Consider the following 25,884-nt stretch of genomic DNA (forward strand, 5'->3'; position numbering starts at 1 on the left):
CAGAGAATCTAATTTTGTTGATAGCAGCAAAAGAAAGGTTATAAATTGTCAGAATAAATGTCGATCAAAGGTTTTGGATCTTTCTTTTTTATTTGTGTCCACCAATATATTAGTGTCCCGAGCCCCATCCCAAAAACAACTCCAATAATCCACAACAAACGATTGTCATGCTCTTGCAAATTTGGGTTTTTAACTACATGAAGAATATAATAAATAAAAGAAATTAAACCTGTGAAAAAACTGAAAAAAGCCAATACAATAAAAATCAATAAATTTCCCAAAAGCCCATAAGCCAAACCTTTCGAGTCTCCGATATAGCTAAATAGCGAATAATAAATAGCTAAATAGCTGGTTATCGTAAGAATGAAAAATAAATTTGGCACCAAAGCCAATATCGTTTGTAAGCGATAATTATTCATCAATGATGGCAAATCACTGTCTACGAGTATCTTCTTCATTACTAAAATAATTTTTTATAATTATAGCTTTCGACTGTCCTATAACTTCTTCTAAATTAGCTAAACTTGCTGATTTAATACGCTCTACCGATCCGAAATTTCTTAATAATTTTTCAATTGTTTTTTTACCAATACCTGGGATTTCATCCAACTCGGTTTTGAATGCGCTTTTACTTCTTCTATTGCGGTGGCGGCTAACCCCAAAACGGTGTGCCTCATCACGCACTTGTTGTAGAATTTTGAGGGTTTCCGAAGTTTTATCCAAATACAAAGGGTAAGGATCATTCGGATAAAATATTTCTTCTAATCGTTTCGCAATCCCAATGACGCTCACCTTTCCGCGTAAGCCCAATCGATCGATACTTTTCAGTGCAGACGAAAGTTGTCCTTTACCGCCATCAATCAAAATCAAATCCGGCAATGCTTCTCCTTCGTTGAGTAAGCGAGAATATCGACGGTAAATTACTTCCTCCATTGTTGCAAAATCATTTGGTCCGTCGACTGTTTCTACATTGAAAATTCTGTAATCTTTCTTGCTTGGTTTACCATCTCTAAAAACTACACAGGCCGAAACAGGATTTGTTCCCTGGATATTCGAGTTGTCAAAACCTTCTATATGTCGAGGTTCTCTTGGGAGGCGTAAATCTACTTTCATCTGGTTCATGATTCGATTTGTATGTCGATCAGGATCTACTAATTTTGTGCGTTTAAGTTGTTCCAATCGATACAATTTAGCATTTCTTTCGGATAAGTCTACAATATGCTTTTTGTCGCCTATTTTCGGAACCGTAATTTTTACATTCGGTATTTCTAGATCTAACGCGAACGGCACATAGATCTCTTTCGATTGCAAATCAAAACGCTCACCAAATTCTATTATTGCAGTCGTTAACAATTCTTCATCGGTTTCTTCTAGCTTCTTTTTCCATTCTTCGGTATGCGATTGTATAATAGCTCCGTTATGAATCCGTAAAAAATTTATATATGCATAATCAGCATCCGAAATAATCGAAAAAACATCTACTCGAGTGATAGAAGGATGAACTACCGTGGATTTTGTTTGGTAAGAGCTGAGAGCTTCTAATTTTTCTTTGATGTTTTGTGCTTGTTCAAATTGCAAATCTGCTGCAAATTTTTCCATCAAATCGGTAAGATACCGTTTACCTTCGGCATAATCGCCACGGATAATATTCCGTATCGCCTGAATTTGCATATCGTAGTCGGCTTCGGTTTGCAATCCTTCGCATGGTCCTTTGCACCGATCAATATGGTATTCTAAACATACTTTGTATTTTCCTTTTTCTATGTTATCTTCACTCAGGTCATACGAACAAGTTCGGATGAAGTACAATTCTCGAATAAGTTCTAACAAGGTGCGCATCACCCGAATACTCGAATATGGACCGAAATATTCTGACCCATCTTTCACCAATTTCCGTGTGCTTATTATCCGTGGAAAAGGCTCTTTTTTGATACAAATCCAAGGATAAGTTTTGTCGTCACGCAACATTATATTGTAGCGCGGTTTATTTTTTTTGATCAACGTATTCTCTAACAATAGGGCATCGTATTCTGTTGCTACATTGATGGTTTCTATCCGGTCTATTTTTTTTACCAATAATCGTATCCTACCAGAATCGTGGGTCTTATTGAAATAAGAATTTACTCTTTTCTTTAGGTTTTTGGCTTTGCCAACGTATAGTAAATTTCCTTTTTTATTATAGTATTGATAAACACCAGGTGTTTCGGGTAAGGCGGATAGTTGTATTTTTAGTTGCTCGTTCATCAGTTTACTTCGTCTATGCTAATTGTTTGTCCTTGACTATCGATATAGACCAGTATTTTCTTTATGCTTGTATAGCCTAATTGGTTGAAAAAATTAGCATAATGATCAATTTGGGATTGATGTTTTAGTTGAGGACTCCCGGTTTTATAATCAATTATGCTCAAATTCTTTTGATGGATCACTACTCGATCTGCACGGAAAATCTGTCCATCTTCGGCAATGAAATCTCGCTCATTCAAGATAACAGATTCTGGGTTGTTATAAAACTCTGCTAGCTGAGGATGATTAATAATCTGATAAATTAACTTTTCCACTTTGGTTTTTTCTTCTTTATTTAGTAAAGTAGAGTGCATCTCAACTTCTATTGCTTTTTCTGCATCTTCTTGCAGAAAGATTTTCGATAGGATAGAGTGTATTGCATTTGCAAAAGCTGTCCTTTCTCTTTCTTGTTTCGTTTTTTCTGAGTTGGTGCTGATTGCTAAATGATTGGTCCAGTTTTGTTGATAATACGGAATGTCGATTCCTTCTTTCAGAATTTCTTCTTGTCCCGAAACACGAATGGCTTCACCAAAAAGCTCGAACCGATTAGATTCATTTTTGGGTTGTTGTTCTCGTACAAATTTATAGAGCCAACTATTGATTGCTGGTTTTTCTTCTTTTCCATTATCCTTTGGTAAATTTGCAAAAAGATACAATTGCTCTTTCGCTCGTGTAGTGGCAACATACAAAACGTTTAGATTATCGAGTTCATTGAGATGATTTTCTTCTTCGATAATTGTTTTTATTTCTCGATTTTCTATGATTTTTAGATCAGAAGTTATAGTAACATAAAAAGATTCGAATGGTTGATCTTCTTCTTTTTCTAAGGGAATCCAAATATCAGAGTTGTAGTTTATTTTGTCTTCTATAAATGGATAAATAACAACTGGAAATTCTAAGCCTTTTGATTTATGAATCGTCATGATTTGTAAAGCATCGACTCCTTTTGGAGTTTGTAAACTCAATTTTTCTTTTTTTATATTCCAATGCGCTAAGAAATTGGCAATCGTGGTTTCGTTTTTAGATGTGAAGCTCAAAACTTCATCTAGAAATGCAATTCTATAGGCATCGGTAGACGACTCGAACGGAAAAATGTTGAGTAATTGCTCAATCAAATCATACAACGATAAATTTTCATCAAACAAAAAACGCAAATCATATCCTAACCGTTGATAAACGATCAAAAAACTTTCGGGACTATCTTGGATTGCATCGCTTATCAGCTCTGTGAAATCGACCTGTTGGAGTAAATTCATCTGATAAGCAAGTAAGAAACTTTTCGCAATTTGTTGTTTATTGAGTGGCTGGTGAGCAATCTGTAATAAGCATTCTATGAATTGAATTACTGCTGCATTTTTCAGCAACAAGGCTTCATTAGAAATTATCGGGATGTTGGCTTTTGCCAAATGTTCGGCAACTAGAGTTCCTTTATCGTTTTTGCGTACAAGAATCGCAATGTCGCTGTACAGGAATCCATCCTTTTTTACGCGTTCTACTGTTTCTAAAACTCGGTCTAGATGAACTTCATTCATTTTCTTTTCAGCAGTCTCCTCTAAAAACTCTACCAATACATAACCTCCTTTTTTGGGGTTTGTCAATTGATTGCTGCCTGCTTGATAAATGGCTTGATGTGAGTTAGAACTTAGATTTTTCGAAATAGATTGGTACAATGAATTGTTGAATAAAATAATATTTTCGTAGCTGCGCCAATTCGTGTCTAGATTCTCTATTTTTATGGATGGAATTTGCTCTTTGATATTGATCATCAGATTAGGGTTTCCTCCTCGCCAACGATAAATCGATTGCTTTACATCGCCTACCAGCATAATTGTATCGTTCTGTGCATATGCATTTTCGATCAAAGGATACATGTTTTTCCATTGCAAAGTCGAGGTGTCCTGAAACTCATCAATAAAATAATGTTTGAACTTGTTTCCTATTTTCTCATAAATAAACGGGCTAGGTTGATTCTGAATATGTTCGCTAATTAATGTGTTGAATTCATTGATCAATAGCAGATTGTTTTCTTTCTTGATTTCTTCTAAGGCTTTTCTAATCTCGTTATTGAGGCTCAAAGCTTGGATGTTTTTTTGCAAAGCATTGTACAAAATATTTTTCTGATTTAGCTGTGTTACTGCTTGATATAAAACATTGAGTTCTCCTATTACAGGAACAATAAGTGGATGTTTTTCGTTATATTCTCCATCGAGAGTTTTCTGAGAATAAGAATTTAAATTAACAATTTTTTTGTCTTTGTACTTGTTGAATTTATTAAAAAAACCTCCTATTCCTCTTGATTTTTGAGGAAAATCATCCACCGATAAATTATGCGATTTTAGAAGTTCGTTAAATGCAAGATATATAGTATGATAATCCTCGTAAAGCTCTTTTTGTCTATTTGCCAATTGCAGACGGAACTTATCAAAATCTTGTAAACCAAGCATATTCATTTTGCTCAATTCTTCTAAGTGTATATCGCTTGCTAGATTTTCGGCAAGTTTTTTTAGTGAATATCGAATATTCCACGAAGCGTCCTCCTCCATATTGCTCAACGACATATCGAGAATAGATTCGGTGAGTTCCTCGTCTTTCCCGATTTTAGAATACACCAAATTTACCGCTTCTTCTATCAAAGTTTTGACATCCATTTCAACATCAAAACTCATAGATAAACCTAAATCTTGTGCAAAAGATTTGATTAATCGAAGATTGAATTTGTCTATTGTACTGATAGAAAACTTAGAATAGTTATGCAAAATAGATGTTAAGATTCTGTGCGCTTTTTGTTGAATTTCATCTATAGAAAGCTTTGTATCCTTTGCAATTCCTTGTATATAATCGTTTTGCTTTTTAGTAGGATCTGCCAACTCTTTCAGGTTGAGAAGAATTCTTTCTTTCATCTCATTTGCAGCCTTGTTGGTAAAGGTGATTGCCAAAATATATTCGAACCAATTATCACGAGAATTTTGCAATAAAATTATTAGTAAATTTCTTACTAATGTATAGGTTTTTCCTGCGCCAGCAGAGGCATTGTATAGTTTAAAATCTCCTACTTGTATCATTGCTGAAAATTAAGCTTTTTTCGGAGAAATAAAAAAGAAAGGATGATGGGAAAATTAGACAATAAAAAAACCGCTAAAAATTAGCGGTTCTTTTAAAAAAACTAAATTATGTATAGTTTAGAATTTGTATGTTAGACCAAATTTAGCTGTGTCGAAGAAGTTATCAAAAGCATTGATATTTCCATTGAAGTTAGAAACAGATTTCCCACCGTCAACCTTAACTGAGTTGTACGAAATAACATCACCTAAAACAAAGTTAATGGCCATTTTGTTGGTCAAGAAATAGTTCATCCCTAATGATAATCCAGAATTAAATCCATCAGCTTTGATTTCTTTTGTCGTTAAATTTTCGTATTTCACGTTAGTGTAACCAAAATCAACTTCCGCAAATGTTTTGAAACGCTGTCCTAAATCTAAGAAATAGTAACGTCCGAAAACTCCTAAATCATAGGTATTGATTTTTTCTGTTTGTACTCCATTAAGTTTTGTTTTGTCTGTACCAATACCAGCTGCAATACCTACTGCAAATTTGTCTGTAGCTAGGTATCCTACTTTCGGAGTGAAGGTAAATTTATTGATTTTTTCATCTTTGTTTTTGTCATTAGAAGAATTAAATCCTAAGTTTCCTTCAACGATTACATTTCCTTTTTCAAAACCAAAAGAACCTACTTCTTGTGCTTGTACATTAGCTCCTATAGCTAAAACAGAAGCTGCTAAGATTAATTTTTTCATAAATTTTATATCTAAATCTTGCAGCAAAATTACAGCGTTCCTAAGATGTAAAAAATGATAAATATTAGGGAAATTATTTGATTTTTATATTAAATTTTTATTAAGAAATGGTAAAATTTATTGCATTTCTCGTAATTTTTGTAGGATGATTTTTGTGGCAAGTGGTTGGTTACTAATATAATTACGAGATATGATGCCCATTTGGTTTCGTAATGCAGAATCGGTCATTAATTTTCTCAGAATCTTATCAAATTGCTTTTGATTTCTGATAGAAATCATATTTTTATTTTCGATTTGATCCACCGCTTCCTGAAATTTTTGGTATTTCGGACCAATAATAATCGGTTTTCCATACGTTGCCGCTTCTAAAGTATTGTGAATTCCCGCACCAAAACCTCCTCCAATGTAAACAATATCGGCTAGTGCATAGATTTTATTCAGCAGGCCGATGGTATCTACAAGCAAAATAGAGGATGAAGTTTCTTCCTTTTGGTAGGATGAATAACGTACTGCTTCTGGAAATTTTTGCTGTAGATTTTCGATAGATTTTTCGTTTACCTCGTGCGGTGCAAATAAAAGACGCCAATTGTCAGGCAAAGGATTCTGTATAAAATAGTTGAGAAATAATTCTTCATCTTTTGGCCAAGAACTTCCAACGACGATCAAGTGATGTTGATTTTTGAAATGAAGAATTTTTTCATCATCAAAATTTTCAGACAATAAATTTTTTACACGATCGAAGCGCGTATCACCAGAAATTGTTACCTGATCGATATAGATATGCTGCAATAATTGTTTAGACTCTTCATTTTGTACAAAAAAATGAGTTATTTTACGGAGTTGTTTCGCAAACCAATTCTTTCCATCGAACCAAAAAAAGTTTTGCTGTTTCCTGAAAATAGCAGAAATCACATATATTGGTACTTTTTTCTTGTCCAGAGCTTCAATCATATTATACCAATATTCATACTTCACCAAAATTAGCATTTCGGGATGCAGAAGTTCTACCAACCGTCGCATGTTTTTTGGGGAGTCGAGCGGTAGATAAAATATATAATCGGCACCTTGGTAGTTTTTTCTGACCTCGTAGCCCGAAGGAGAAAAAAAAGATAAAGCCAGCGTGTGATTCGGATATTCATCTCGTAAAGCCTCTAGTACAGGCCGCCCTTGCTCAAATTCGCCAAGCGAAGAACAATGCATCCATATGACTTGGTCGATACTAGAAATTTTATGGCCTAATTTTTCTTCCCATTTTTTCCTTCCATTTACCCAAAGTTTTGCTTTCGGATGAAATAATGAAGCTATTGTAAGTATCCAACCATAGACTTCGATGAATATAGTATATAATAATTGCATTGTGTACAAAGTTACAGATAAATGTAGATGTTTTTGTACATTTGTTTCGTTTAAAGAAGAACAGATTCTTATGAAAAAAATTCAGATGGTTGACTTGCAAAGTCAATATCAAAATATCAAATCGGCTGTAGATTCATCAATTCAGAATGTTATAGAATCAGCTGCTTTTATCAATGGTCCAAGTGTAAAAGATTTTCAGACAAAGCTCGAAGAATACTTAGGCGTTAAGCACGTGATTCCTTGTGGAAATGGGACAGATGCTTTACAAGTAGCTTTGATGGCGTTGGGTTTAGAACAAGACGACGAAGTGATTACTGCAGATTTCACTTTTGCAGCAACGGTAGAAGTTATTAATTTATTAGGATTAAAATCTAAGTTGGTGGATGTTGATTACGAAACCTTTACAATCGACACAGATCGATTAAAAGCTGCAATTACTCCAAAAACAAAAGCCATTATTCCGGTTCATCTTTTCGGCCAATGTGCCAATATGGACGCAATATTAGAAATTGCAAAAGAACATAACTTGTACGTAATTGAAGATACAGCGCAAGCAATTGGAGCCAAATATAAAGGTAAATCGGCCGGAACGATTGGTGATATTGGTTGTACCTCTTTTTTCCCATCGAAAAACTTAGGATGCTATGGAGATGGTGGAGCAATTTTTACCAATAATGACGAACTTGCACATAAAATGCGAGGAATCGTGAATCATGGAATGTACAAACGTTATTACCATGACGAAATTGGTGTTAACTCTCGTTTAGACAGTATTCAGGCAGCAGTATTGGGAGTGAAATTACCTCATTTGGATTCCTATAATGCAGCAAGACAAAAAGCAGCGAGTTTTTATAACAAAGCTTTCGAAGAAATAGATGAATTGTTGACGCCAGTTCTTGCAGATGATTCAACCCACGTATTTCATCAATACACTTTACGCGTAATGAATGGTAAAAGAAATGATTTACAAGCTTTTTTAGCAGAAAAAGAAATCCCAGCTATGATCTATTATCCTGTTCCGTTGCGTAAGCAAAAAGCTTATGACAATGGGAGTTATGCAGATGAAGAATTCCCGAATACAAATAGATTAATCAATGAGGTTATTTCTTTACCAATGCATACAGAATTGACCGATGAACAATTGACCTATATTACAGCAAGTGTAAAAGAATTTTTTGCACAATAATTTTACCAGTCAGTAGGTGGTTTATCATTCATCATTTACAAAAAAATCGATATGAATAAAATTTTAGTAACCGGTGGACTCGGCTACATAGGTTCGCATACCGTGGTACAGCTCTTAGAGGTAGGTTATGAAGTTGTGGTTATAGATGACTTATCGAATGCAGAAGAAACAATGAAACAACGCATAGAAAGCATCACCAATAAAACGTTCGATTTTTATAATTTCGATTTGAAAGATCAAGAACAAGTACACACTTTTTTCGCAAATAATAAAATTGACGGAATCATTCATTTCGCAGCACACAAAGCGGTAGGTGAATCGGTAAAATTTCCATTGAAATATTATCGAAATAATTTGGTAGGTCTGTTGAATATTCTAGAAGCAATGGAGACTTTTCAGCTCGATTCGTTTATCTTTAGTTCGTCTTGTACCGTTTACGGACAAGCTGATAAAATGCCGATTGATGAGAATACACCAACTCAACGTACAGAATCTCCTTATGGTAATACCAAAAAAATAGGAGAAGAAATACTAGAAGATTTTGTAGCTATTAATGATAAATCCGTTATTGCTTTGCGTTACTTCAACCCTGTAGGAGCACATCCTTCTGCTAAAATTGGCGAATTGCCACAAGGCATACCCAATAACTTGGTCCCTTATGTAACCCAGACAGCTGCAGGAATTCGTCCTTTTTTATCGGTTTGGGGCAATGATTATCCTACCCGAGACGGAACACCTATCCGAGATTATATCGATGTGAACGATTTGGCCGATGCTCATGTAAAAGCAATCCGTCGATTATTAGAAAAGAAGAATAAAAAGAATTATGAAATCTTTAATCTTGGTACAGGACGTGGGTCTACAGTTCTAGAAGTTGTTTCAGCTTTCGAAAAAGCTACTGGTATCACTATTCCATATCAAATAAAAGATCGTCGAGCAGGCGATATAATTGAGGCATATGCCGATAATCATTTGGCAAAAAAAGAACTCGACTGGGAACCTACAATTTCTCTCGAAACATCCTTGTTTAATGCATGGAAATGGGAAGAAAATCTGAAGAGTAACTAAAATCTCATCTTGTACAGATGAAATAAAAAAAAACCTCCTGAAAGGAGGTTTTTTTTATTATGATTATTTTTTATTTAAAATATATTGCTCTGCTAATTCGCCAGTAACTTCGTTACCATCTTGGTCCAGCATAATGAGTTTGTTTTCACCCACTAAGAAATTGTAAACTTCATTGTCTTTTAGTTTCAGTTGGATTTTTCCACCATCTTCAGACCAAACAAAGTTTCCTTTATCATCAGAAGCAGATTCACGTTCTAGATACTCTTGTTTCATGGTAAAAGAGTCGTCTTGGTTAAGAACAATTGTTGTTTTGATACCTGGGCAATCTGCACAAGGTAAAGTTCCTTCATAAGTTCCTTGCCAATCAACCGAATTACGAGAGTTATGTACATCAGAAACAACAGTACTATCTTGTGTGTTTTCTGTAGTAGCGACAGGAGTTTCTGATTGATTTTTTTGTTCACAACTCATCATGCCTACAGCTAAAAAAGCAATTGCGTAAAAAGTATTTTTCATCTTATTATTTGTTTATTAAATGAATAATTAATTTAACGGTCAATTAATATCAAAAAATATTCCAAAAATAAATAGTCTATTGTTTTTAAAAAAAAATAGTAGGATTTACAACAGAAAGTACAGAGGATTTTGGGCCATAAAAATCTACCAAGAAGGAGGGAATTTTTTAGAAAAATAGTCGTAAATTAGCCAATCAATAAAAGCATATGAATGTAGAAGTACAAGCCGATGGTCGTGTAAAAAAACCCGAATGGTTACGTGTAAAGTTACCTACCGGAAAGAAGCATCGTGAGCTAAGAGGATTAGTAGATAAATATAAACTCAATACAATTTGCCAGAGTGGAAGCTGTCCAAACATGGGCGAATGTTGGGGCGAAGGGACAGCTACGTTTATGATTTTAGGAAATGTATGTACCCGTTCGTGTGGATTTTGTGGAGTAAAAACAGGTCGTCCCGAGCAAGTTGATTGGGCGGAACCCGAAAAAGTAGCTCGCTCGATAAAGTTGATGAAAATAAAACATGCAGTAATCACTTCTGTAGATCGTGATGATTTGAAGGACATGGGCTCGATCATTTGGGCAGAAACCATTCAGGCTGTAAGAAGAATAAGTCCAGGTACCACGATGGAAACCCTAATACCAGATTTTCAAGGAATAGAAAAGCATATCGACAGAGTTGTAAAAGCTGCACCAGAAGTTTTGTCGCATAATATGGAAACTGTTCGTCGTCTAACTCGCGAAGTTCGGATACAAGCAAAATATGATCGCTCGTTAGAAGTGCTACGCTATGCTAAAGAAGCAGGTCAACGTCGTACCAAAACAGGTCTGATGCTTGGTTTGGGTGAAACAGAAGAGGAGGTGTACGAAACCATACACGATGTAGCGAATGCAAATGTAGATGTAATAACAATTGGCCAATATTTGCAACCTACCAAAAAACATCTGCCGCTGAAAGAATTCATCACACCAGAGCAGTTCAAAAAATACGAAGATTTTGCAAGAGGTTTAGGTTTCCGGCATGTGGAATCTGGCCCGTTGGTGAGATCGTCATATCATGCAGAAAAGCATATTCTGTAAAATATCATTTTGCTATTTTTCGATGAATGAAGAAAGCTAATAGGAGAGGAAAATATATTTTTCCTCTTTTTTTGTATCTTAAAAAAAAAGCATAAGAAAGGATAGAGACTAATTCGAAAAAAATAATAACCACCAATTAATAAAGTAAAACAATGAATATAAAAGCTAGTATATTAACCATAGGAGATGAATTATTAGTGGGACAAATAGTTGATACAAACTCGACTTTCATTGCCCAGTCACTTACAAAACTAGGGTACGATATACAAGAGATAATATCGGTAAAAGATGAAACAGTTCGCATTATAGAAGCTTTTACGCGTGAATTGACACAGTCGGATGTCGTCTTGGTTACTGGAGGTTTAGGCCCAACGCGTGACGATAAAACAAAACAAGCACTATGTTTGTTGTTGGATTGCGAATTGAAATCGGACCCCAAAGTACTAAAAAATATAACTCGATTATTCAAAAAAAGAGGCTATAAAACAGAGCTCAACCAACTCAATAAAGATCAAGGGTTAGTGCCTGAAAAATCGATAGTTGTAGAAAATACTGAAGGTACAGCCCCATGTTTATGGACCGAAATAGATGATAAAGTTCTGATTAACTTACCGGGAGTGCCGTTTGAAATGAAAGCTTTGATGCGAAAAAAAATCATACCCAAACTTCAGAAGAAATATAATTCCGATGCTATTTATCAACATGATGTGATGATCCATAATATTACCGAAAGCGATTTAGCAATTCTGCTAGAGAAATGGGAAAACAATTTGCCCCAAAGCATACAAGTTGCATACTTGCCAAGTAGAGCAGCAATAGATTTACGATTGACTTCGATCGGAACAACACAGCAAGAAGCAAAAAAAATGCTTCAACCTTCTCTACAGTCCTTGAAAAAAATTATCAAACCTTATCTCTTGACCGCCTACTCTGGTAAGATAGAAGAGCGTTTAGGTGCGATTTTGAGACAGCAGAAAAGAACCATTTCTACAGCAGAAAGCTGCACCGGTGGGGCTATTGCTCAATTGTTAACATCGGTCAGCGGAAGTTCAGCGTATTTTGTAGGAAGTGTCGTAGCGTATGCAACGGAAGTAAAAACCAATGTTTTACAAGTAAATAAAGCATTGATTGTAGACAAAACAGTGGTCTCTGAAGAAGTTGCTGTTGCGATGGCGAAAGGAGCACAAAAGAAATTAAAATCGAGTATAGCGGTGGCTACAACTGGAGTAGCAGGTCCTAAAAAAGGTGAGGATGGGAAGCCTGTTGGCACTGCTTGGATAGCCGTTACCGATGGTAAAAAAACGCTTACCCAAGCTTGTTTTTATCCGTATATGGATAGAGAAGATTTTACAAAAACCATTACAACAAATGCCTTGTTGCTCAGCATTCGATTTTTATTAGACAACAATAATCAAATAGCTAAACCAAAGCGAACTCAGAAAAAAAAGGTACAAAAGAACAAGCAAGAGAAACAGAAAACTTAATCCATTTCTTTTGCATTTCGATCGATGGGTGTTTCGGGTTCAGCGGTATGCGAAGAATGAATCGCATAATTGCGCCATTTCTCAATCAAGCTTTGCATATCGTTTGGCAAAGTAGCTTCGAACTCCATAAATTCGCCCGTTGTAGGATGCGTAAATCCAAGCGTGCGTGCATGTAGGGCTTGACGTGGACAAATATTAAAGCAATTTTCGACAAACTGTTTGTATTTGGTAAAAGTTGTGCCTTTCAAAATTTTATTCCCACCATAGCGTTCATCATTAAACAAAGGATGACCAATGTATTTAAAGTGCGTTCGGATTTGATGCGTTCTTCCCGTTTCCAATTGGCATTCGACCAAAGTAACATAGGATAAACGCTCCAAAACTTTGTAATGCGTAACGGCGTGTTTACCTTGTGATCCATCTTCGAAAACCGCCATTTGCATACGATCTTTCAAATGACGACCGATGTGACCGGTAATAGTACCTTCATCTTCGGTAACATTTCCCCAAACCAAAGCATTGTATTTTCGGGTGGTAGTATGATTTGCAAATTGTAATGCCAAATGATTCATCGCTTGCTCTGTTTTGGCAATCACCAACAGACCGCTCGTATCTTTATCGATACGATGAACCAAACCAGGTCGTTCTAATTCTGCAGACATCGATGGTAAATTGTCAAAATGAAATTTTAGAGCATTTACTAAAGTTCCACTGTAATTCCCGTGTCCAGGATGCACAACCATACCTGCAGGTTTATCGATAACCAAAACTTGATCGTCCTCAAATACTATATTCAGTGGTAAATCTTCGGCAATGATTTTGTGCTCACGTGGTGGATTTTCCAACATGATTTGAATAAAATCGCCTGGTTTTACTTTGTAATTTGATTTCACGGGTAAATTATTCACCAAAATATTACCGTTTTCGGCAGCTTGCTGGATTTTATTTCGGGTTGCATTCTCGATTCTTATCATTAAGAATTTATCAATACGCAATAACGATTGACCTTTATCAACCGTTATCGAGAAATGCTCGTATAATTGATTGTGATCTTCTTCAAGAAAATCTTCAAATTCTTGCTGCATTTTATTCTATTTCTATTCCTTCTGGTTTTTTAGGAGGTAATTGATCTTGCGGCTTTGGTTGAGGAACAGGTGGGGTTGGTTCTGCTGGTGTAGTACCTTGGCTTCTCTCAATATATTCGTTGACTTTACTTCCCGTAATTGTATCTTCAATAAAGTTTTTGAACTGGCGATCGAGCATTTTTATTTCAGCCGAAATCTCAGTGCTAGTTTTGTCTGATAACCAAATATCTACCGGTAAACCTTGGTCATAGCGGTCACGAGATAGTGGAAATTGATAAACTACACGAGCAGCAATCGTATCATTTCCTCCACCTAAAAATCTGACTTGTCCCAACTCGAAAAAGTTTTCATTCAGGATAGAACGCACCGTTGATAAATCCAATCCGATCAAGTTAGGCATCATAACATTGTGCATCAAACCACGACCTAGAACAAGATCTATTTTTGCAAAACGCGGCAAAATAGTACCAGGTTTTATCTCTTTTCCATTGTATAGAATGCGCAAAACTGCATTTTTTGCCAAATCGGGTTCATAAATTATATTTTCGATAATCAGGTCTGATAAATTGAGTTGTGTGAAAGCTAATCGTTTCGATTTTCCGATCAAATCGGGTAATTCTACTGGCGCATAAGTTCTAGGGTTCGATTTGATGAAAATTCTTCGTCCTTCCTTTACCTTAAAACCCTTTGCAGGATAATAATCAATTACTGTGTAGGGTTTCATTTTCGGATCGTATTTTATCGAGTCTATTTCATAGGTCAACCCCAAATCCTCTAATGCAGCCGTAGCTTGCTTAATATTCATTTTAGAGAGATCGGGAACTTCTATAGCTTCACCGTGATTGGTGTAAGATGACAACCAAATATTGAAAACAGTGTGGTATAATCCATATCCTAAACCAAAAATAATAATCAGGTTTAGCCAAAACTTCCAACTCAGAATAACGTTTATTAATTTCATTTAAGAATTATAAATCAAATTACAAATATAAAATAAAAATTAGGTCATCGTATATTAGACCAAAGTTTTATATTTGGTAAAATTTATTTTATCATGTTGAAAGTTGCTGTAGTGGCAGGTGGATATTCTGATGAGTCGGTAATCTCGCTAAAAAGTTGTGAGTTGATTTATCAAAATATCAATACCGAAAAATACGAGCCAATCCGCGTAAGAATCCTAAAGGATGCATGGTACGCAGAAATTGATGGGGAGAAATACCCGATAAACAAAGCCGATTTTTCATTCGAGAGAAATGGTAAAAAAGAAAAATTCGATCTTGTTTATAATACTATTCACGGGACGCCAGGCGAAGATGGTTATTTACAAGCCTATTTTGATTTGATTGGCTTACCGTATAACGGATGCGACTCTTATCAATCTGCTCTTACATTTAATAAAAAAGACTGTATTGCCGTTCTCAGTAAATACGGTATCCCGCACGCAAAATCTGTTTATTTGTATCAGGGCGAAAAAGTAGAGCCTAAAAAAATTGTAGAACAACTAGGGTTGCCATGTTTTGTGAAACCGAATAAATCGGGTTCGAGTTTAGGAATTTCCAAGGTTCACCGTGAAGAGGATATCCCAAAAGCGCTAGAATTGGCCTTTGCAGAAGATAAAGAGGTGTTGATCGAAGCTTTTTTGGATGGATTAGAAGTTTCTGTTGGTGTTTTGAAATACAAAGGAAAAACTACCGTCTTGGGCATTACAGAAATCGTATCAGACAATGAATTTTTTGATTATGAAGCAAAATACGACGGGAAATCTCAAGAAATTACCCCAGCAAGAATTTCTCAAGAAACAGAAGAAAGTGTAAAAGCAATAGCCACCAAAGTTTACGATTCTCTTAATATGAATGGTTTTTCTCGTGCAGAATATATTATTGTCGATAATCAGCCATATTTATTAGAAATCAATACTTTACCAGGAATGTCACCAGCGAGTATTTTTCCGCAACAGGCCGCTTATGCCGGAATTTCGTTACAAGAACTTGTGCAAAACGAATTAGATTTTGCCCTTAATAGACCCAAACCATGGAACGTATAGCAGTTTTCCCAGGATCGTTTGATCCTATCACGATCGGACACATGGATATTATTCAACGTGCTGTGCCGCTTTTCGATAAAATTATTGTTGCAATAGGAACTAACTCGGCTAAAAAATATATGTTTTCGTTAGAACAGCGCCAAAAATTTATAGAAAAAGCAGTCGAACGTTTTGAGAATGTTACCGTGCAAACGTACGATGGGCTGACCATTGACTTTTGTCTAAATAATGATGCACGGTATATTTTACGCGGTTTAAGAAATCCTGCCGACTTCGAGTTTGAGAAAGCAATTGCTCACACCAATCGAGCTATTTCCAATTACGATGTCGAGACTGTTTTCTTGCTCACAAGCTCGGGTAAAGCATACATCAGTTCTAGTATCGTTCGAGATGTAATGATCAATGGTGGCGAATACAAAAAATTAGTTCCATCTTCGGTGAAGTATAAATGTGAAACTAAATAGTTTTTTATAAAAAAAAGATAACCTTAGCTAAAACTAAGGTTATTTTTTTAGTCGGATGATTCATTAATTCTCTATCGGTACTTGAGAGGTCCAAGATAATCTAGAAATATCATACCCCAAATCGATTGCTTTGGCTAAGAACCTAGATTTTGTTTTATCAGAGATTTCTTTTTCTCGAGAAATCAACCATAGAAAATCGTGGTTTTTCCCTGCAATTAGAGCATTTTCGTAGTTCTCATCAATGTCAACAATATTATATGGTGAATAGAGAAAGGTATGGAAAGAAACTTTTAGTTTTCCTGTTTGCTCATTTTCGATTTTAAGTTTTCCTTCGATTTTTTTCCAGCGTTTTTTCTTTTTATCAAAACCACTATAAATTACTTTCAGGTTTCCGTCTTCTTCTTGTATATATCTTGCTAAACAATTCGTCATCAGTGAGTTGTTTTCTATTCTAGCAATCTCATACCAACGCCCCAGGAACTTGTTTAGCTGAAAACGAGGAACGGTTCTAAAATTAATTTTTTTATTTTTATTTCTATTTTTCCATAAATAAACTCCTGTGCTAACAGCCCCTAAGAGCAACGTGCCAAAAGCAATTTTTTTATTATTTTTCATGGTAGTAATTCAATCTTTTTTGTTTTGTTATGAAATAGAAAAAAATGTACCATTTGGCATAGAAATATGCTAATATTTTCATAATCTTTTTCTGTTTCAATTTTTTATTCCTCGATATTATAGGTAGGATGAAATACAGTCTTGTGGGGGTATTTTTAATCTACTTCTTTGATAGATTCGATATAGGTAAAATCTTTGCAAATTTTGTAAACAAATTCGTATTTACGTTGTAAATCAGCGTTGTCGTAGTTGGCACGATAGATTCTGCACGGTTTTGCTTTAACTTCTTCTGTGCCAAAATTTGTGATGGTACTTCGCCTGAAAAGTTGATCTTTCACGAATGTAGTGTCGATTTTGTGTGATCTGAAAAAACTTTCTACCTCGGGAGAATAGTTAATCGGATAGAATTTTGCTTCATCTAGTGCGCGTGCATTTGGAAAATAAGAGCATTGAAATGTTCTTTTCCCAAAAAAAATAAAAACTACAATTATACCAAGACCAATTCCGATTAAATAATATTTTAGTCGTTGTGCAAAACTCATAAGATCAGTAAATTAATATCATGAAAAGGAAGGTCAAAGCGTTCGCTTAAGCTTTTTTTCACCAACCTTCCTTTGTAAATATAGATTCCGTTTCGGATTGTTTTATTTCGATGAAGAAGTGTTTCTAATCCCCCTTCGTTCGAAATCATCAAAATATACGGCAAGAAAAAATTACTCAAAGCTTTGGTCGATGTGCGTGCAACACGCGAAGTAATATTGGATACACAATAATGAATGACATCGTGTTTGGTGAAAATTGGGCGATCATGAGAGGTAACTTCTGAGGTCTCGAAACAACCCCCGTTATCAATTGAGATGTCGATAATGACTGCGCCTGGTTTCATACGTTCTACCATCAGTTCGCTAACAACGCAAGGTGTACGGGTTTCCCCGTGTAGAGCACCGATGGCTATATCGCAACGCATGAGGGCTTTCCCTAATTCTTTTGGGTCGATAGTCGATGTAGGTAACATTTGTCCAATGTTTTTTTGTAATCGACGAAGTCGAGTTAGCGAATTGTCGAAAACTCTTACAGATGCTCCAAGTCCTAATGCAGTTCGGGCAGCATTTTCGGCTACTGTTCCTGCGCCTAGTATTACGACTTCGGTTGGTCGAACTCCCGTGATTCCTCCCATAAGAATTCCGTTTCCACCATGAGCAGAGGACATCAATTCACTGCCAACTAAAATAGACGTTGTCCCTGCAATTTCACTCAGTAAACGCATTACGGGGAGTTCGTCTTGTTCATCTTTAATATATTCGAAACCTACTGCAGTTACTTTTTTTTTGGCCAAGTTCTGAAAATAGGCTTGGTTGAGCAGGTTGGGTAAAACACTCGATACTAAAAATGTATTGGGCTTTATCCAAGTTTGTTCTTTTTCGGTTAATGGACCAACTTTTAGAATGATAGGCTTCTCGAAAATCGCCTGTGTGTCGTAGCAAATTTCTGCACCTGCGTCCGAATATTCTTTATCTGAGAAATGTGCGCCTTCACCTGCACCTGTTTCTATTGTTACATGATGGCCATTGTTTACCAATACTTCTACTGCATCTGGTGTAAGGATGATTCGTTTTTCTTGGTTGTTGTCTTCACACGGAATGCCAATGCTAAAGCGTTCTCTTTTGTTCGGAACTTCCAATAATTCGGGTTGAGGTATCAACTCTTCTTTCGAAAATGGGGTGAAAATCTCGTCCATTATTTATTCACTGTTATTTGTCGACTACCGTCTTCTAGTATTTCGATGCTAATTGTCTGATGGTTGTCGGGTACAAAATTAGTGATTTTATTTGGCCATTCAATCAAACAAATGTTACCGCTGTCTAAATAATCTTCTAACCCGATATCCAAGGCTTCTTCTTCGTCTTCAATTCTATAAAAATCGAAATGAAAAATTTTTTTGTAATCTTGGGTCACATATTCATTAACCAGTGCAAAAGTTGGGCTCGTGACATCGTCATTGCTGCCCAGTTCTTTGACCAATGCTTTGATGAAAGTTGTTTTTCCAGCACCCATTTCGCCCTGAAAACAGATGATGTTATGGCTTAGCTCTTGGGCAACTAGTTGCGCAACTTGTGGTAAGTCTTTTAGGGTAGGTACACGGTATGTCATTGTTTTTTAGGTGTTAGTACAGCAATCGGGATTATCATTTCTTCTAGAGAAATACCGCCATGCTGATAGGTATCTTTATAATAATTAACAAAATGATTGTAATTTTTTGGAAAGGTCAAAAATAAATTTTCCTTTGCAAAGATATACTTCGAACTAATATTTACCTTAGGTAAAAAGAATTTTTCGGGCTGATCTATCACGAAAACATCTTTCGGGTCATATTGTAATTGGCGACCTAGTTTGTAACGTAAGTTTGTGCTCGATTCTTTGTCGCCAACTACTTTGGTTGGCTCTTTTACGTAAATGGTCCCGTGATCAGTTGTTACGATTATTTTGATGCCTTCTGTAGAGGCTTTTTTTACGATTTCTAGTAAATAAGAATTTTCGAACCAGTGCTTGGTAATCGAACGATAAGTCTTGTCGTTTCTTATCATTTCGCTCACGATCTTATTGTCGGTTTTGGCGTGCGAAAGAATGTCGATAAAGTTATACACAATTACATTGAGGTTGTTGTTTTTGAAATTGTTAAAATCATCTGAAATTTTTCGTTCGAAATCCGAATTCAAAATCTTAAAATAATTCATGCTCAAATTCCCTTTACCTAATCGTTTGAGTTGATCAGACAAAAATTCTTTTTCATTACTATTTTTATTGCCCTCTTCATGATCGTTCAACCAATATTCTGGATATTTTTTCTGAATATCTAATGGGGTTAAACCTGCAAAAAATGCATTTCTTGCATATTGCGTGGCAGACGGCAAGATGGATGAATACAAATCTTCTTGGGTAGAATTGTAGTATCGATTAAAGAGTGGCTCGATAACTTTCCATTGGTCATACCGTAGATTATCTATCATTATCAAAAGTACTTTTTCATTAGGGTCGAGATGGGGTAGAACGACTTCTTTGAAAGCCTGGTGAGATAAAATAGGTGCATCCTCTGCATTGTATAGCCAATCTTCGTAATTGCGTTCGATAAATTTGAAGAATGCAGCATTGGCTTCTTCTTTTTGGTTTTCGATAATTTGGATCAATGCTTGATCGCTGATATTTTCTAGCTCTAGCTCCCAATAAACGATTTTTTTGTAAATATCTTCCCAATCTGCAAAATTTCTAGCATTTATGATGCTCATCGATATATCTCGAAATTCTTGTTGATAATTGATGATGGTTTTTTCTGAGATGATTTTGTTACTTTCTAAGATTTTTTTTAGGCTTAATAATATTTGATTAGGATTAACAGGTTTTATGAGGTAGTCTGCAATGTGCGAGCCAATTGCGTCCTCCATAATATGTTCCTCTTCGCTTTTTGTTACCATGATAACAGGTAAAAGAGGGCGAATATCTTTTATTTTTGGCAATGCTTCTAATCCACTCAAGCCTGGCATATTTTCGTCGATAAGTACCGCATCGAAATTCTCTTTTTCGATAACTTCCAAGGCATCCGTTGCATTATTTATCATGGTCGGTTCGTAGCCTTTTTTTTCTAAAAAAAGTGCATGCGGTTTCAATAAATCAATTTCGTCATCTATCCATAATATTTTTATCGCCATAGTTATCTGTTTTTGTGTATTTTTGTGTTTAAATTATTAAAATATATCCATTTTGGATTCTTCAAAAACGAATAAATTCAAAATAGTAAACGATCCGGTACATGGTTTTATTCGGTTACCGAACGATCTTGTTTTTGATGTTATTCAACATCCTTATTTTCAGAGATTAAGACGCATTTCACAAACCGGACTTACGCAAATGGTTTACCCTGGTGCACGGCATTCTCGTTTGCATCATGCATTAGGATGTCTTTATCTGATGCAAAACGCAGTGGCAACTTTACGAGCAAAAAACGTTCCGATTTCTGCTGATGAAGAGACCGGCGTTTATCTTGCGATTCTGTTGCATGATTTGGGGCATGGACCTTTTTCTCATTCGCTCGAGCATTCGATTATCGAAGATACAAAACATGAAGAAATTTCATTGGTTTTGATGCAAGAATTGAATCGTGTTTTTAACGGAAGTTTAACAACTGCCATTCGAATCTTCAAAGGGGAATATCCCAAAAAATTTCTCAAACAATTGGTTTCGAGCCAACTCGATATTGATCGATTAGATTATCTCAAGCGCGATAGTTTTTATACTGGAGTTGTAGAGGGCAATATCAATCCCGATCGAATTATCTCGATGATGACTGTTCATGAGAACGAATTGGTGTACGAAGCCAAAGGTTTGTACAGTATCGAGAAGTTTCTGATGGCCAGAATGTTTATGTATTGGCAGGTGTATATGCACAAAACTTCTTTTACGGCTGAGCAAATTTTGATTCAGACACTACGCCGAGCAAAAGACTTGGTGCGGCGAGGTGAAAAACTTTTCGCAACCTCTGCTATGACGTATTTTTTGGAGCATCAAAAGACTAATTTTGCAGAAAATCCACATGCAATAGCCATGTTTACGCAGCTAGATGATCATGATGTGATGAGCTCTATAAAAGAGTGGACAAACCACTCAGACGAAATATTGCGTATATTGTGCCTAATGTTAGTAGACAGGAAGTTGCCTAAAGCAATCGTGATGAATCAGCCAATACAAAGAGCATATCTAGATCGTGAACAAAAAAGGATAGAAGATAAGTTTGGTGTAGAAGACGCAAGTTATTTGATGGGCTATAATACGCTAGATGTATTGCCGTATGATCCATATATTTCGCCTATTAAAATAATCGACAAAAATGGATCTATGAAAGAAATTACTCAAGTAGAACATCAGTTAGTGAGTTTGTATTTGAGCAGAGAAAGTAAAAGATATCATTTCTATTCAGTAAGTTAGTAGATGAATATAGAGATCTTTTTTGTCTAAAATATATTTTAGAATCTGAAATAAATTAATATTTTTGCAAACTATGAAATTCACAGCAACTCAGATTGCAAATATAATAGACGGAACAGTTGAGGGAGACCGAAATACAACTGTTTCTAATATTGCTAAAATAGAAGAAGGCAAGGCAGGTGATATTACGTTTTTGGGTAATCCGAAATACGAACAATTTGTCTATTCTACACATGCAAGTGTCGTTATCCTCGGTAAAGATTTTCATTTGCAAAAACCGATAGAGGCAACGATCATCCGAGTAGCGGACGCATATGAAGCATTTACTCAGCTTCTCCATTATTATTCCGAAACCATCAAAAATAGTAAAGTCGGAATTGATGATTTTGTTAAAATCCCAGAAAGCACTCAACTTGGGGAACAAGTTTATATAGGGAGTTTTACATCGATAGGGCAAAATGTAAAAATTGGTAACAATGTAAAAATATATCCTAACTGCACAATCGGTGATCAAGTAACCATTGGCGACAATACGATAATTCATAGTGGAGTACAAATCTATAACGATTGTATTGTAGGTGAAGGTTGTACCCTACACAGCAATGTTGTGATAGGAGCCGATGGGTTTGGTTTTACACCTATGGCTGACGGATCGTATCGAAAAGTACCACAAATAGGAAATGTAATCATCCATGACAATGTAGAAATTGGAGCAAATACGACAATCGATCGAGCAACAATGGGTTCTACGATTATCGAGCGAGGTGTGAAGTTAGATAACCTAATACAAATAGCGCACAACGTAAAAATTGGCGAAAACACTGTAATCGCTTCACAAACCGGAGTGGCAGGATCTACCAAAATTGGTAAAAATTGCATTATAGGTGGACAAGTTGGGGTAGCAGGGCATTTGCAATTAGGCAATAACTTGCAAATTCAGGCGCAAGCAGGAATAAATGATAACATTGCCGACGGAGAAATATTATATGGCTCTCCTGCAATGAAAGCAAGTGACTTTAGACGATCATACGTATATTTCAGAAAATTTCCTGAAATTGTAAAGAGATTAGAAGAAATAGAAAAACAAAAAAATAAATAATTAAATGGCTGATTATCAAAAAACCTTAGCTAAAGAAGCGGTTTTAGAAGGTGTAGGATTACACACAGGTAAACAGGTGAAATTAACCTTCAAGCCAGCTGACGTAGATACGGGTTTTGTTTTTGTACGCACAGACTTAGAGGGTAATCCGCAGGTTGAGGCAGATGCACAATATGTGGTGAGCACCGTCCGAGGAACAACCTTAGAGAAGAAGGGCGTGAAAGTACATACTACCGAACATGTTTTAGCAGCTTTGGTAGGGATGGATATCGATAACTGTTATATAGAAATAGACAATGCAGAACCACCGATTATGGATGGTTCCTCTATCTTTTTTGTAGAAGCGATAGAAAATGCAGGGATTGTAGAGCAAGATAAAGAAAGGGAATACTTCAAAATAAAAGAAATTGTAACCTTCACCGATCCAGAAACAGGTTCAGAAATCACTGCTATCCCAGCCGATGAATATCAAATCACGACGATGGTAGATTTTGGTACCAAAGTCCTAGGAACACAAAATGCAACCCTAAGTAGTATCAAAAACTTTAAAGAAGAAATTGCTAACTCTAGAACATTTTGTTTTCTACACGAATTAGAACAACTGCTCGAAGCAGGCTTGGTTAAAGGAGGCGATCTAGACAATGCCATTGTGTATGTAGATAAAGAAATCACTCCACAAACCAAAGAACGATTATGCAAAGCCTTTAATAGGGAAAACGTTTCGATCAAGCCAAACGGAATTTTAGACCACTTATCTTTGCATTATCCAAACGAAGCAGCAAGACATAAATTACTAGATGTAATGGGTGATTTAGCTTTAATTGGCACAAAATTAAAAGCAAAAATTATTGCATCGAAGCCAGGTCACAAAATAAATACTAATTTTGCAAAGAAATTAAATAAACAAATCAAGCTGGCACAACGTAATAAAATACCAGAATTCGATCTGACAAAAGAACCAGTCTATACGATTAATGATATTATAGATTTGTTACCACATAGACCTCCTTTTTTGTTGATTGATAAGGTGATAGAGAAAACTCCGACCAGTTTAGTTGGGATAAAAAATGTCACAATGAATGAACCATTTTTCGTAGGACATTTCCCAAAAGAACCGGTAATGCCTGGCGTTTTGCAAATTGAAGCAATGGCACAATTAGGAGGACTATTAGTTTTGGGAGAATTAGATAACCCACAAGAATATTCGACGTATTTTATGAAAATTGAAAACGCAAAATTCAAACAAAAAGTCGTTCCTGGTGACACCTTGGTCTTTAAAATGGATTTATTAGCGCCTATTCGTAGAGGAATTGTACATATGCGAGGACAAGGATATGTAAACAATACTCTAGCTGTGGAAGCAGAAATGATGGCCGTTATAACAAAGGAATAATTTTTGAATGGAAGTAATGAATCAACAAATGGCATACATTCATCCCACAGCGGTAATTGGCGAAAATGTTACAATTAGTCCTTTTTCATACATTGCCAACGATGTAGAAATTGGCGAAGGGACATGGATCGCTCCGAATGTTACTATTATGGAGGGAGCCAGAATCGGAAAAAACTGTAAAATCTACCCAGGAGCAGTAATATCAGCCGAACCGCAAGATCTTAAATACCAAGGCGAAAAAACACTGACCATTATCGGAGATAATACGACAATACGCGAAAGTGTTACCGTAAACAAAGGAACGGTTGCATTAGGGTATACCAAAATTGGTGACAACTGCCTCATTATGGCAGGAGCCCATATTGCACACGACTGTATTTTGGGTAACAATGTAATTATCGTTAATGCCGTAGGCTTAGCTGGGCATATAGAAGTGGGCGACTATGCATTTGTTGGTGGTTTAAGCGGTGTACATCAGTTTACCAAAATTGGTGCTCATGCATTCATTGCAGGTGCCTCACAAATTCGCAAAGATGTCCCACCGTATGTTAAAGGAGCCAATACTCCTTTGACTTATGCAGGCATCAATTCGGTAGGATTGCGTAGAAGAGGTTTTACATCAGAAAAAATTTACGAAATCCAAAGTATATACCGAATTCTTTTTCAGATGAATTATAACGTTTCTCAAGCATTAGAAATAATCAAAACAGAGTTTCCTGCTTCGGAAGAACGCAACTTAATTATTAATTTTATAGAATCAAGCGAACGTGGAATCATGAAAGGCTACGTTGGTTTGGCACAATAATATTCTAATTTTTATACCAAATACAATGGCAACAACTTCAGATATCAGAAAAGGTTTATGTATCAATTGGAACAACGATACATGGAAAATTGTAGATTTTTTACACGTTAAACCAGGGAAAGGACCAGCATTTGTTCGTACAAAATTAAAATCAGTAACCAACGGAAAAGTATTAGAAAACACTTTCGCAGCGGGTCATAAAATCGATGAAGTGCGTGTAGAAACCCGTAATTACCAATATTTGTATGATGATGAGAACGGTTTTCATTTTATGAATAATGACGACTTCTCGCAAGTCTATATCGACAAGGGACTGATTGATAATCACCAGTTTATGAAAGCAGGTGATGAAGTGAAAATCCTATTCCGTGCAGAAGATGAAGTACCCTTATCTGCCGAATTACCAAATACTGTAATCCTAGAAGTTACCTATACAGAGCCAGGAGTAAAGGGGGATACAGCAACCAATGCAATGAAACCAGCTACCGTAGAAACTGGAGCAGAGATTCGTGTACCACTTTTTATCAACGAGGGAGATAAAGTAAAAATTAATACAGAAGATGGTTCGTATGTAGAACGCGTGAAAGAATAATTTTTAGATAAAATAATCATAAAAAAAGAGCACCTAGGTGCTCTTTT

At 35.9% G+C, this 25,884-nt stretch carries 24 protein-coding genes; 11 read left to right on the forward strand and 13 right to left on the reverse strand.

All coding sequences use genetic code 11. The features are described 5' to 3' along the window. Window positions 1–38 precede the first annotated feature (38 nt). From HMPREF2660_RS00125 to HMPREF2660_RS00145, 5 genes are all read right to left on the reverse strand, one after another. On the reverse strand, window positions 39–458 hold the full coding sequence (locus HMPREF2660_RS00125; RefSeq protein ID WP_013597632.1) for a hypothetical protein: 420 nt from the start codon (window positions 456–458) through the stop codon (window positions 39–41). Beyond that, a complete protein-coding gene (gene uvrC, locus HMPREF2660_RS00130; RefSeq protein ID WP_070485105.1) occupies window positions 433–2,244 on the reverse strand; it encodes an excinuclease ABC subunit UvrC in 1,812 nt (603 codons plus the stop codon). The genes HMPREF2660_RS00125 and uvrC overlap by 26 nt, the downstream gene beginning before the upstream one ends. Continuing rightward, the gene (locus HMPREF2660_RS00135) at window positions 2,244–5,345 is read right to left on the reverse strand and encodes a UvrD-helicase domain-containing protein (RefSeq protein ID WP_070485107.1); all 3,102 of its coding nucleotides are present in this window, start codon (window positions 5,343–5,345) and stop codon (window positions 2,244–2,246) included. The genes uvrC and HMPREF2660_RS00135 overlap by 1 nt, the downstream gene beginning before the upstream one ends. Window positions 5,346–5,462: 117 nt before the next feature. Continuing rightward, complete coding sequence (locus tag HMPREF2660_RS00140; RefSeq protein WP_070485109.1) at window positions 5,463–6,077, reverse strand: outer membrane beta-barrel protein; 615 nt, start codon at window positions 6,075–6,077, stop codon at window positions 5,463–5,465. A gap of 117 nt (window positions 6,078–6,194) precedes the next feature. Continuing rightward, window positions 6,195–7,433, reverse strand: coding sequence for a 3-deoxy-D-manno-octulosonic acid transferase (locus HMPREF2660_RS00145; RefSeq protein ID WP_070485111.1), 1,239 nt, complete (start codon window positions 7,431–7,433; stop codon window positions 6,195–6,197). 70 nt (window positions 7,434–7,503) lie between these two features. Here HMPREF2660_RS00145 and HMPREF2660_RS00150 point away from each other — a divergent pair, with 70 nt between their 5' ends. Both HMPREF2660_RS00150 and galE read left to right on the forward strand, forming a co-directional pair. Then, entirely contained in the window at window positions 7,504–8,619 is a 1,116-nt protein-coding gene (locus HMPREF2660_RS00150) for a DegT/DnrJ/EryC1/StrS family aminotransferase (RefSeq protein ID WP_070485113.1), read from the forward strand. A 51-nt stretch (window positions 8,620–8,670) separates the two neighbouring features. Further along, window positions 8,671–9,687, forward strand: coding sequence for a UDP-glucose 4-epimerase GalE (galE, locus tag HMPREF2660_RS00155; protein WP_013597626.1), 1,017 nt, complete (start codon window positions 8,671–8,673; stop codon window positions 9,685–9,687). A gap of 63 nt (window positions 9,688–9,750) precedes the next feature. On the opposite strand, the gene HMPREF2660_RS00160 is transcribed toward galE, so the two are convergent. Beyond that, window positions 9,751–10,203, reverse strand: coding sequence for a copper resistance protein NlpE (locus HMPREF2660_RS00160; protein WP_013597625.1), 453 nt, complete (start codon window positions 10,201–10,203; stop codon window positions 9,751–9,753). 206 nt (window positions 10,204–10,409) lie between these two features. On the opposite strand from HMPREF2660_RS00160, the gene lipA reads away from it, so the two are divergent. Further along, entirely contained in the window at window positions 10,410–11,279 is an 870-nt protein-coding gene (gene lipA, locus HMPREF2660_RS00165) for a lipoyl synthase (protein WP_070485115.1), read from the forward strand. Window positions 11,280–11,431: 152 nt separating this feature from the next. Beyond that, window positions 11,432–12,763, forward strand: coding sequence for a CinA family nicotinamide mononucleotide deamidase-related protein (locus tag HMPREF2660_RS00170; RefSeq protein WP_070485117.1), 1,332 nt, complete (start codon window positions 11,432–11,434; stop codon window positions 12,761–12,763). Here the strand turns inward: HMPREF2660_RS00170 and HMPREF2660_RS00175 are convergent. After that, window positions 12,760–13,848 (reverse strand): RluA family pseudouridine synthase, encoded by a 1,089-nt coding sequence (locus HMPREF2660_RS00175; RefSeq protein WP_013597622.1) that lies wholly within the window; start codon window positions 13,846–13,848, stop codon window positions 12,760–12,762. The two genes, HMPREF2660_RS00170 and HMPREF2660_RS00175, sit on opposite strands and share 4 nt — an antisense overlap. A 1-nt stretch (window position 13,849) precedes the next feature. Beyond that, a complete protein-coding gene (locus HMPREF2660_RS00180; RefSeq protein WP_013597621.1) occupies window positions 13,850–14,809 on the reverse strand; it encodes a PASTA domain-containing protein in 960 nt (319 codons plus the stop codon). Between the two features lie 93 nt (window positions 14,810–14,902). On the opposite strand from HMPREF2660_RS00180, the gene HMPREF2660_RS00185 reads away from it, so the two are divergent. Further along, on the forward strand, window positions 14,903–15,892 hold the full coding sequence (locus tag HMPREF2660_RS00185; RefSeq protein ID WP_013597620.1) for a D-alanine--D-alanine ligase: 990 nt from the start codon (window positions 14,903–14,905) through the stop codon (window positions 15,890–15,892). Next, complete coding sequence (gene coaD / locus HMPREF2660_RS00190; RefSeq protein WP_013597619.1) at window positions 15,880–16,356, forward strand: pantetheine-phosphate adenylyltransferase; 477 nt, start codon at window positions 15,880–15,882, stop codon at window positions 16,354–16,356. Before HMPREF2660_RS00185 ends, coaD begins: the two co-directional genes overlap by 13 nt. Window positions 16,357–16,419: 63 nt before the next feature. Here coaD and HMPREF2660_RS00195 read toward each other — a convergent pair whose 3' ends face one another. The 5 genes from HMPREF2660_RS00195 to HMPREF2660_RS00215 all read right to left on the reverse strand — a co-directional run bounded on the left by HMPREF2660_RS00195 (window position 16,420) and on the right by HMPREF2660_RS00215 (window position 20,675). Beyond that, window positions 16,420–16,971, reverse strand: a complete 552-nt coding sequence (locus tag HMPREF2660_RS00195) for a lipocalin family protein (RefSeq protein WP_013597618.1) — start codon at window positions 16,969–16,971, stop codon at window positions 16,420–16,422. A gap of 155 nt (window positions 16,972–17,126) precedes the next feature. Continuing rightward, complete coding sequence (locus HMPREF2660_RS00200; protein WP_013597617.1) at window positions 17,127–17,513, reverse strand: hypothetical protein; 387 nt, start codon at window positions 17,511–17,513, stop codon at window positions 17,127–17,129. Beyond that, on the reverse strand, window positions 17,510–18,709 hold the full coding sequence (locus tag HMPREF2660_RS00205; protein WP_070485119.1) for an alanine dehydrogenase: 1,200 nt from the start codon (window positions 18,707–18,709) through the stop codon (window positions 17,510–17,512). Before HMPREF2660_RS00205 ends, HMPREF2660_RS00200 begins: the two co-directional genes overlap by 4 nt. Next, the gene (tsaE, locus tag HMPREF2660_RS00210) at window positions 18,709–19,122 is read right to left on the reverse strand and encodes a tRNA (adenosine(37)-N6)-threonylcarbamoyltransferase complex ATPase subunit type 1 TsaE (RefSeq protein WP_013597615.1); all 414 of its coding nucleotides are present in this window, start codon (window positions 19,120–19,122) and stop codon (window positions 18,709–18,711) included. Before tsaE ends, HMPREF2660_RS00205 begins: the two co-directional genes overlap by 1 nt. Continuing rightward, complete coding sequence (locus tag HMPREF2660_RS00215) at window positions 19,119–20,675, reverse strand: T9SS response regulator signal transducer PorX (RefSeq protein ID WP_013597614.1); 1,557 nt, start codon at window positions 20,673–20,675, stop codon at window positions 19,119–19,121. The genes tsaE and HMPREF2660_RS00215 overlap by 4 nt, the downstream gene beginning before the upstream one ends. Window positions 20,676–20,727: 52 nt before the next feature. Between HMPREF2660_RS00215 and HMPREF2660_RS00220 the strand changes: the two genes are divergently transcribed. From HMPREF2660_RS00220 to efp, 5 genes are all read left to right on the forward strand, one after another. Continuing rightward, window positions 20,728–21,948 carry an HD domain-containing protein gene (locus HMPREF2660_RS00220; RefSeq protein WP_083299033.1) on the forward strand — a complete coding sequence of 407 codons (1,221 nt, stop codon included), beginning with the start codon at window positions 20,728–20,730 and terminating at the stop codon, window positions 21,946–21,948. Between the two features lie 73 nt (window positions 21,949–22,021). Beyond that, the gene (gene lpxD / locus HMPREF2660_RS00225) at window positions 22,022–23,047 is read left to right on the forward strand and encodes a UDP-3-O-(3-hydroxymyristoyl)glucosamine N-acyltransferase (RefSeq protein WP_013597612.1); all 1,026 of its coding nucleotides are present in this window, start codon (window positions 22,022–22,024) and stop codon (window positions 23,045–23,047) included. Window positions 23,048–23,051: 4 nt separating this feature from the next. Further along, window positions 23,052–24,440, forward strand: a complete 1,389-nt coding sequence (locus HMPREF2660_RS00230) for a bifunctional UDP-3-O-[3-hydroxymyristoyl] N-acetylglucosamine deacetylase/3-hydroxyacyl-ACP dehydratase (protein WP_070485123.1) — start codon at window positions 23,052–23,054, stop codon at window positions 24,438–24,440. A 16-nt stretch (window positions 24,441–24,456) separates the two neighbouring features. Continuing rightward, a complete protein-coding gene (lpxA, locus tag HMPREF2660_RS00235) occupies window positions 24,457–25,245 on the forward strand; it encodes an acyl-ACP--UDP-N-acetylglucosamine O-acyltransferase (RefSeq protein ID WP_041942233.1) in 789 nt (262 codons plus the stop codon). A 25-nt stretch (window positions 25,246–25,270) separates the two neighbouring features. Further along, window positions 25,271–25,837 (forward strand): elongation factor P, encoded by a 567-nt coding sequence (gene efp / locus HMPREF2660_RS00240; RefSeq protein ID WP_013597609.1) that lies wholly within the window; start codon window positions 25,271–25,273, stop codon window positions 25,835–25,837. The last annotated feature ends 47 nt before the right edge of the window (window positions 25,838–25,884 follow it).

Source organism: Weeksella sp. HMSC059D05, assembly GCF_001809725.1.
Lineage (GTDB): Bacteria > Bacteroidota > Bacteroidia > Flavobacteriales > Weeksellaceae > Weeksella > Weeksella virosa.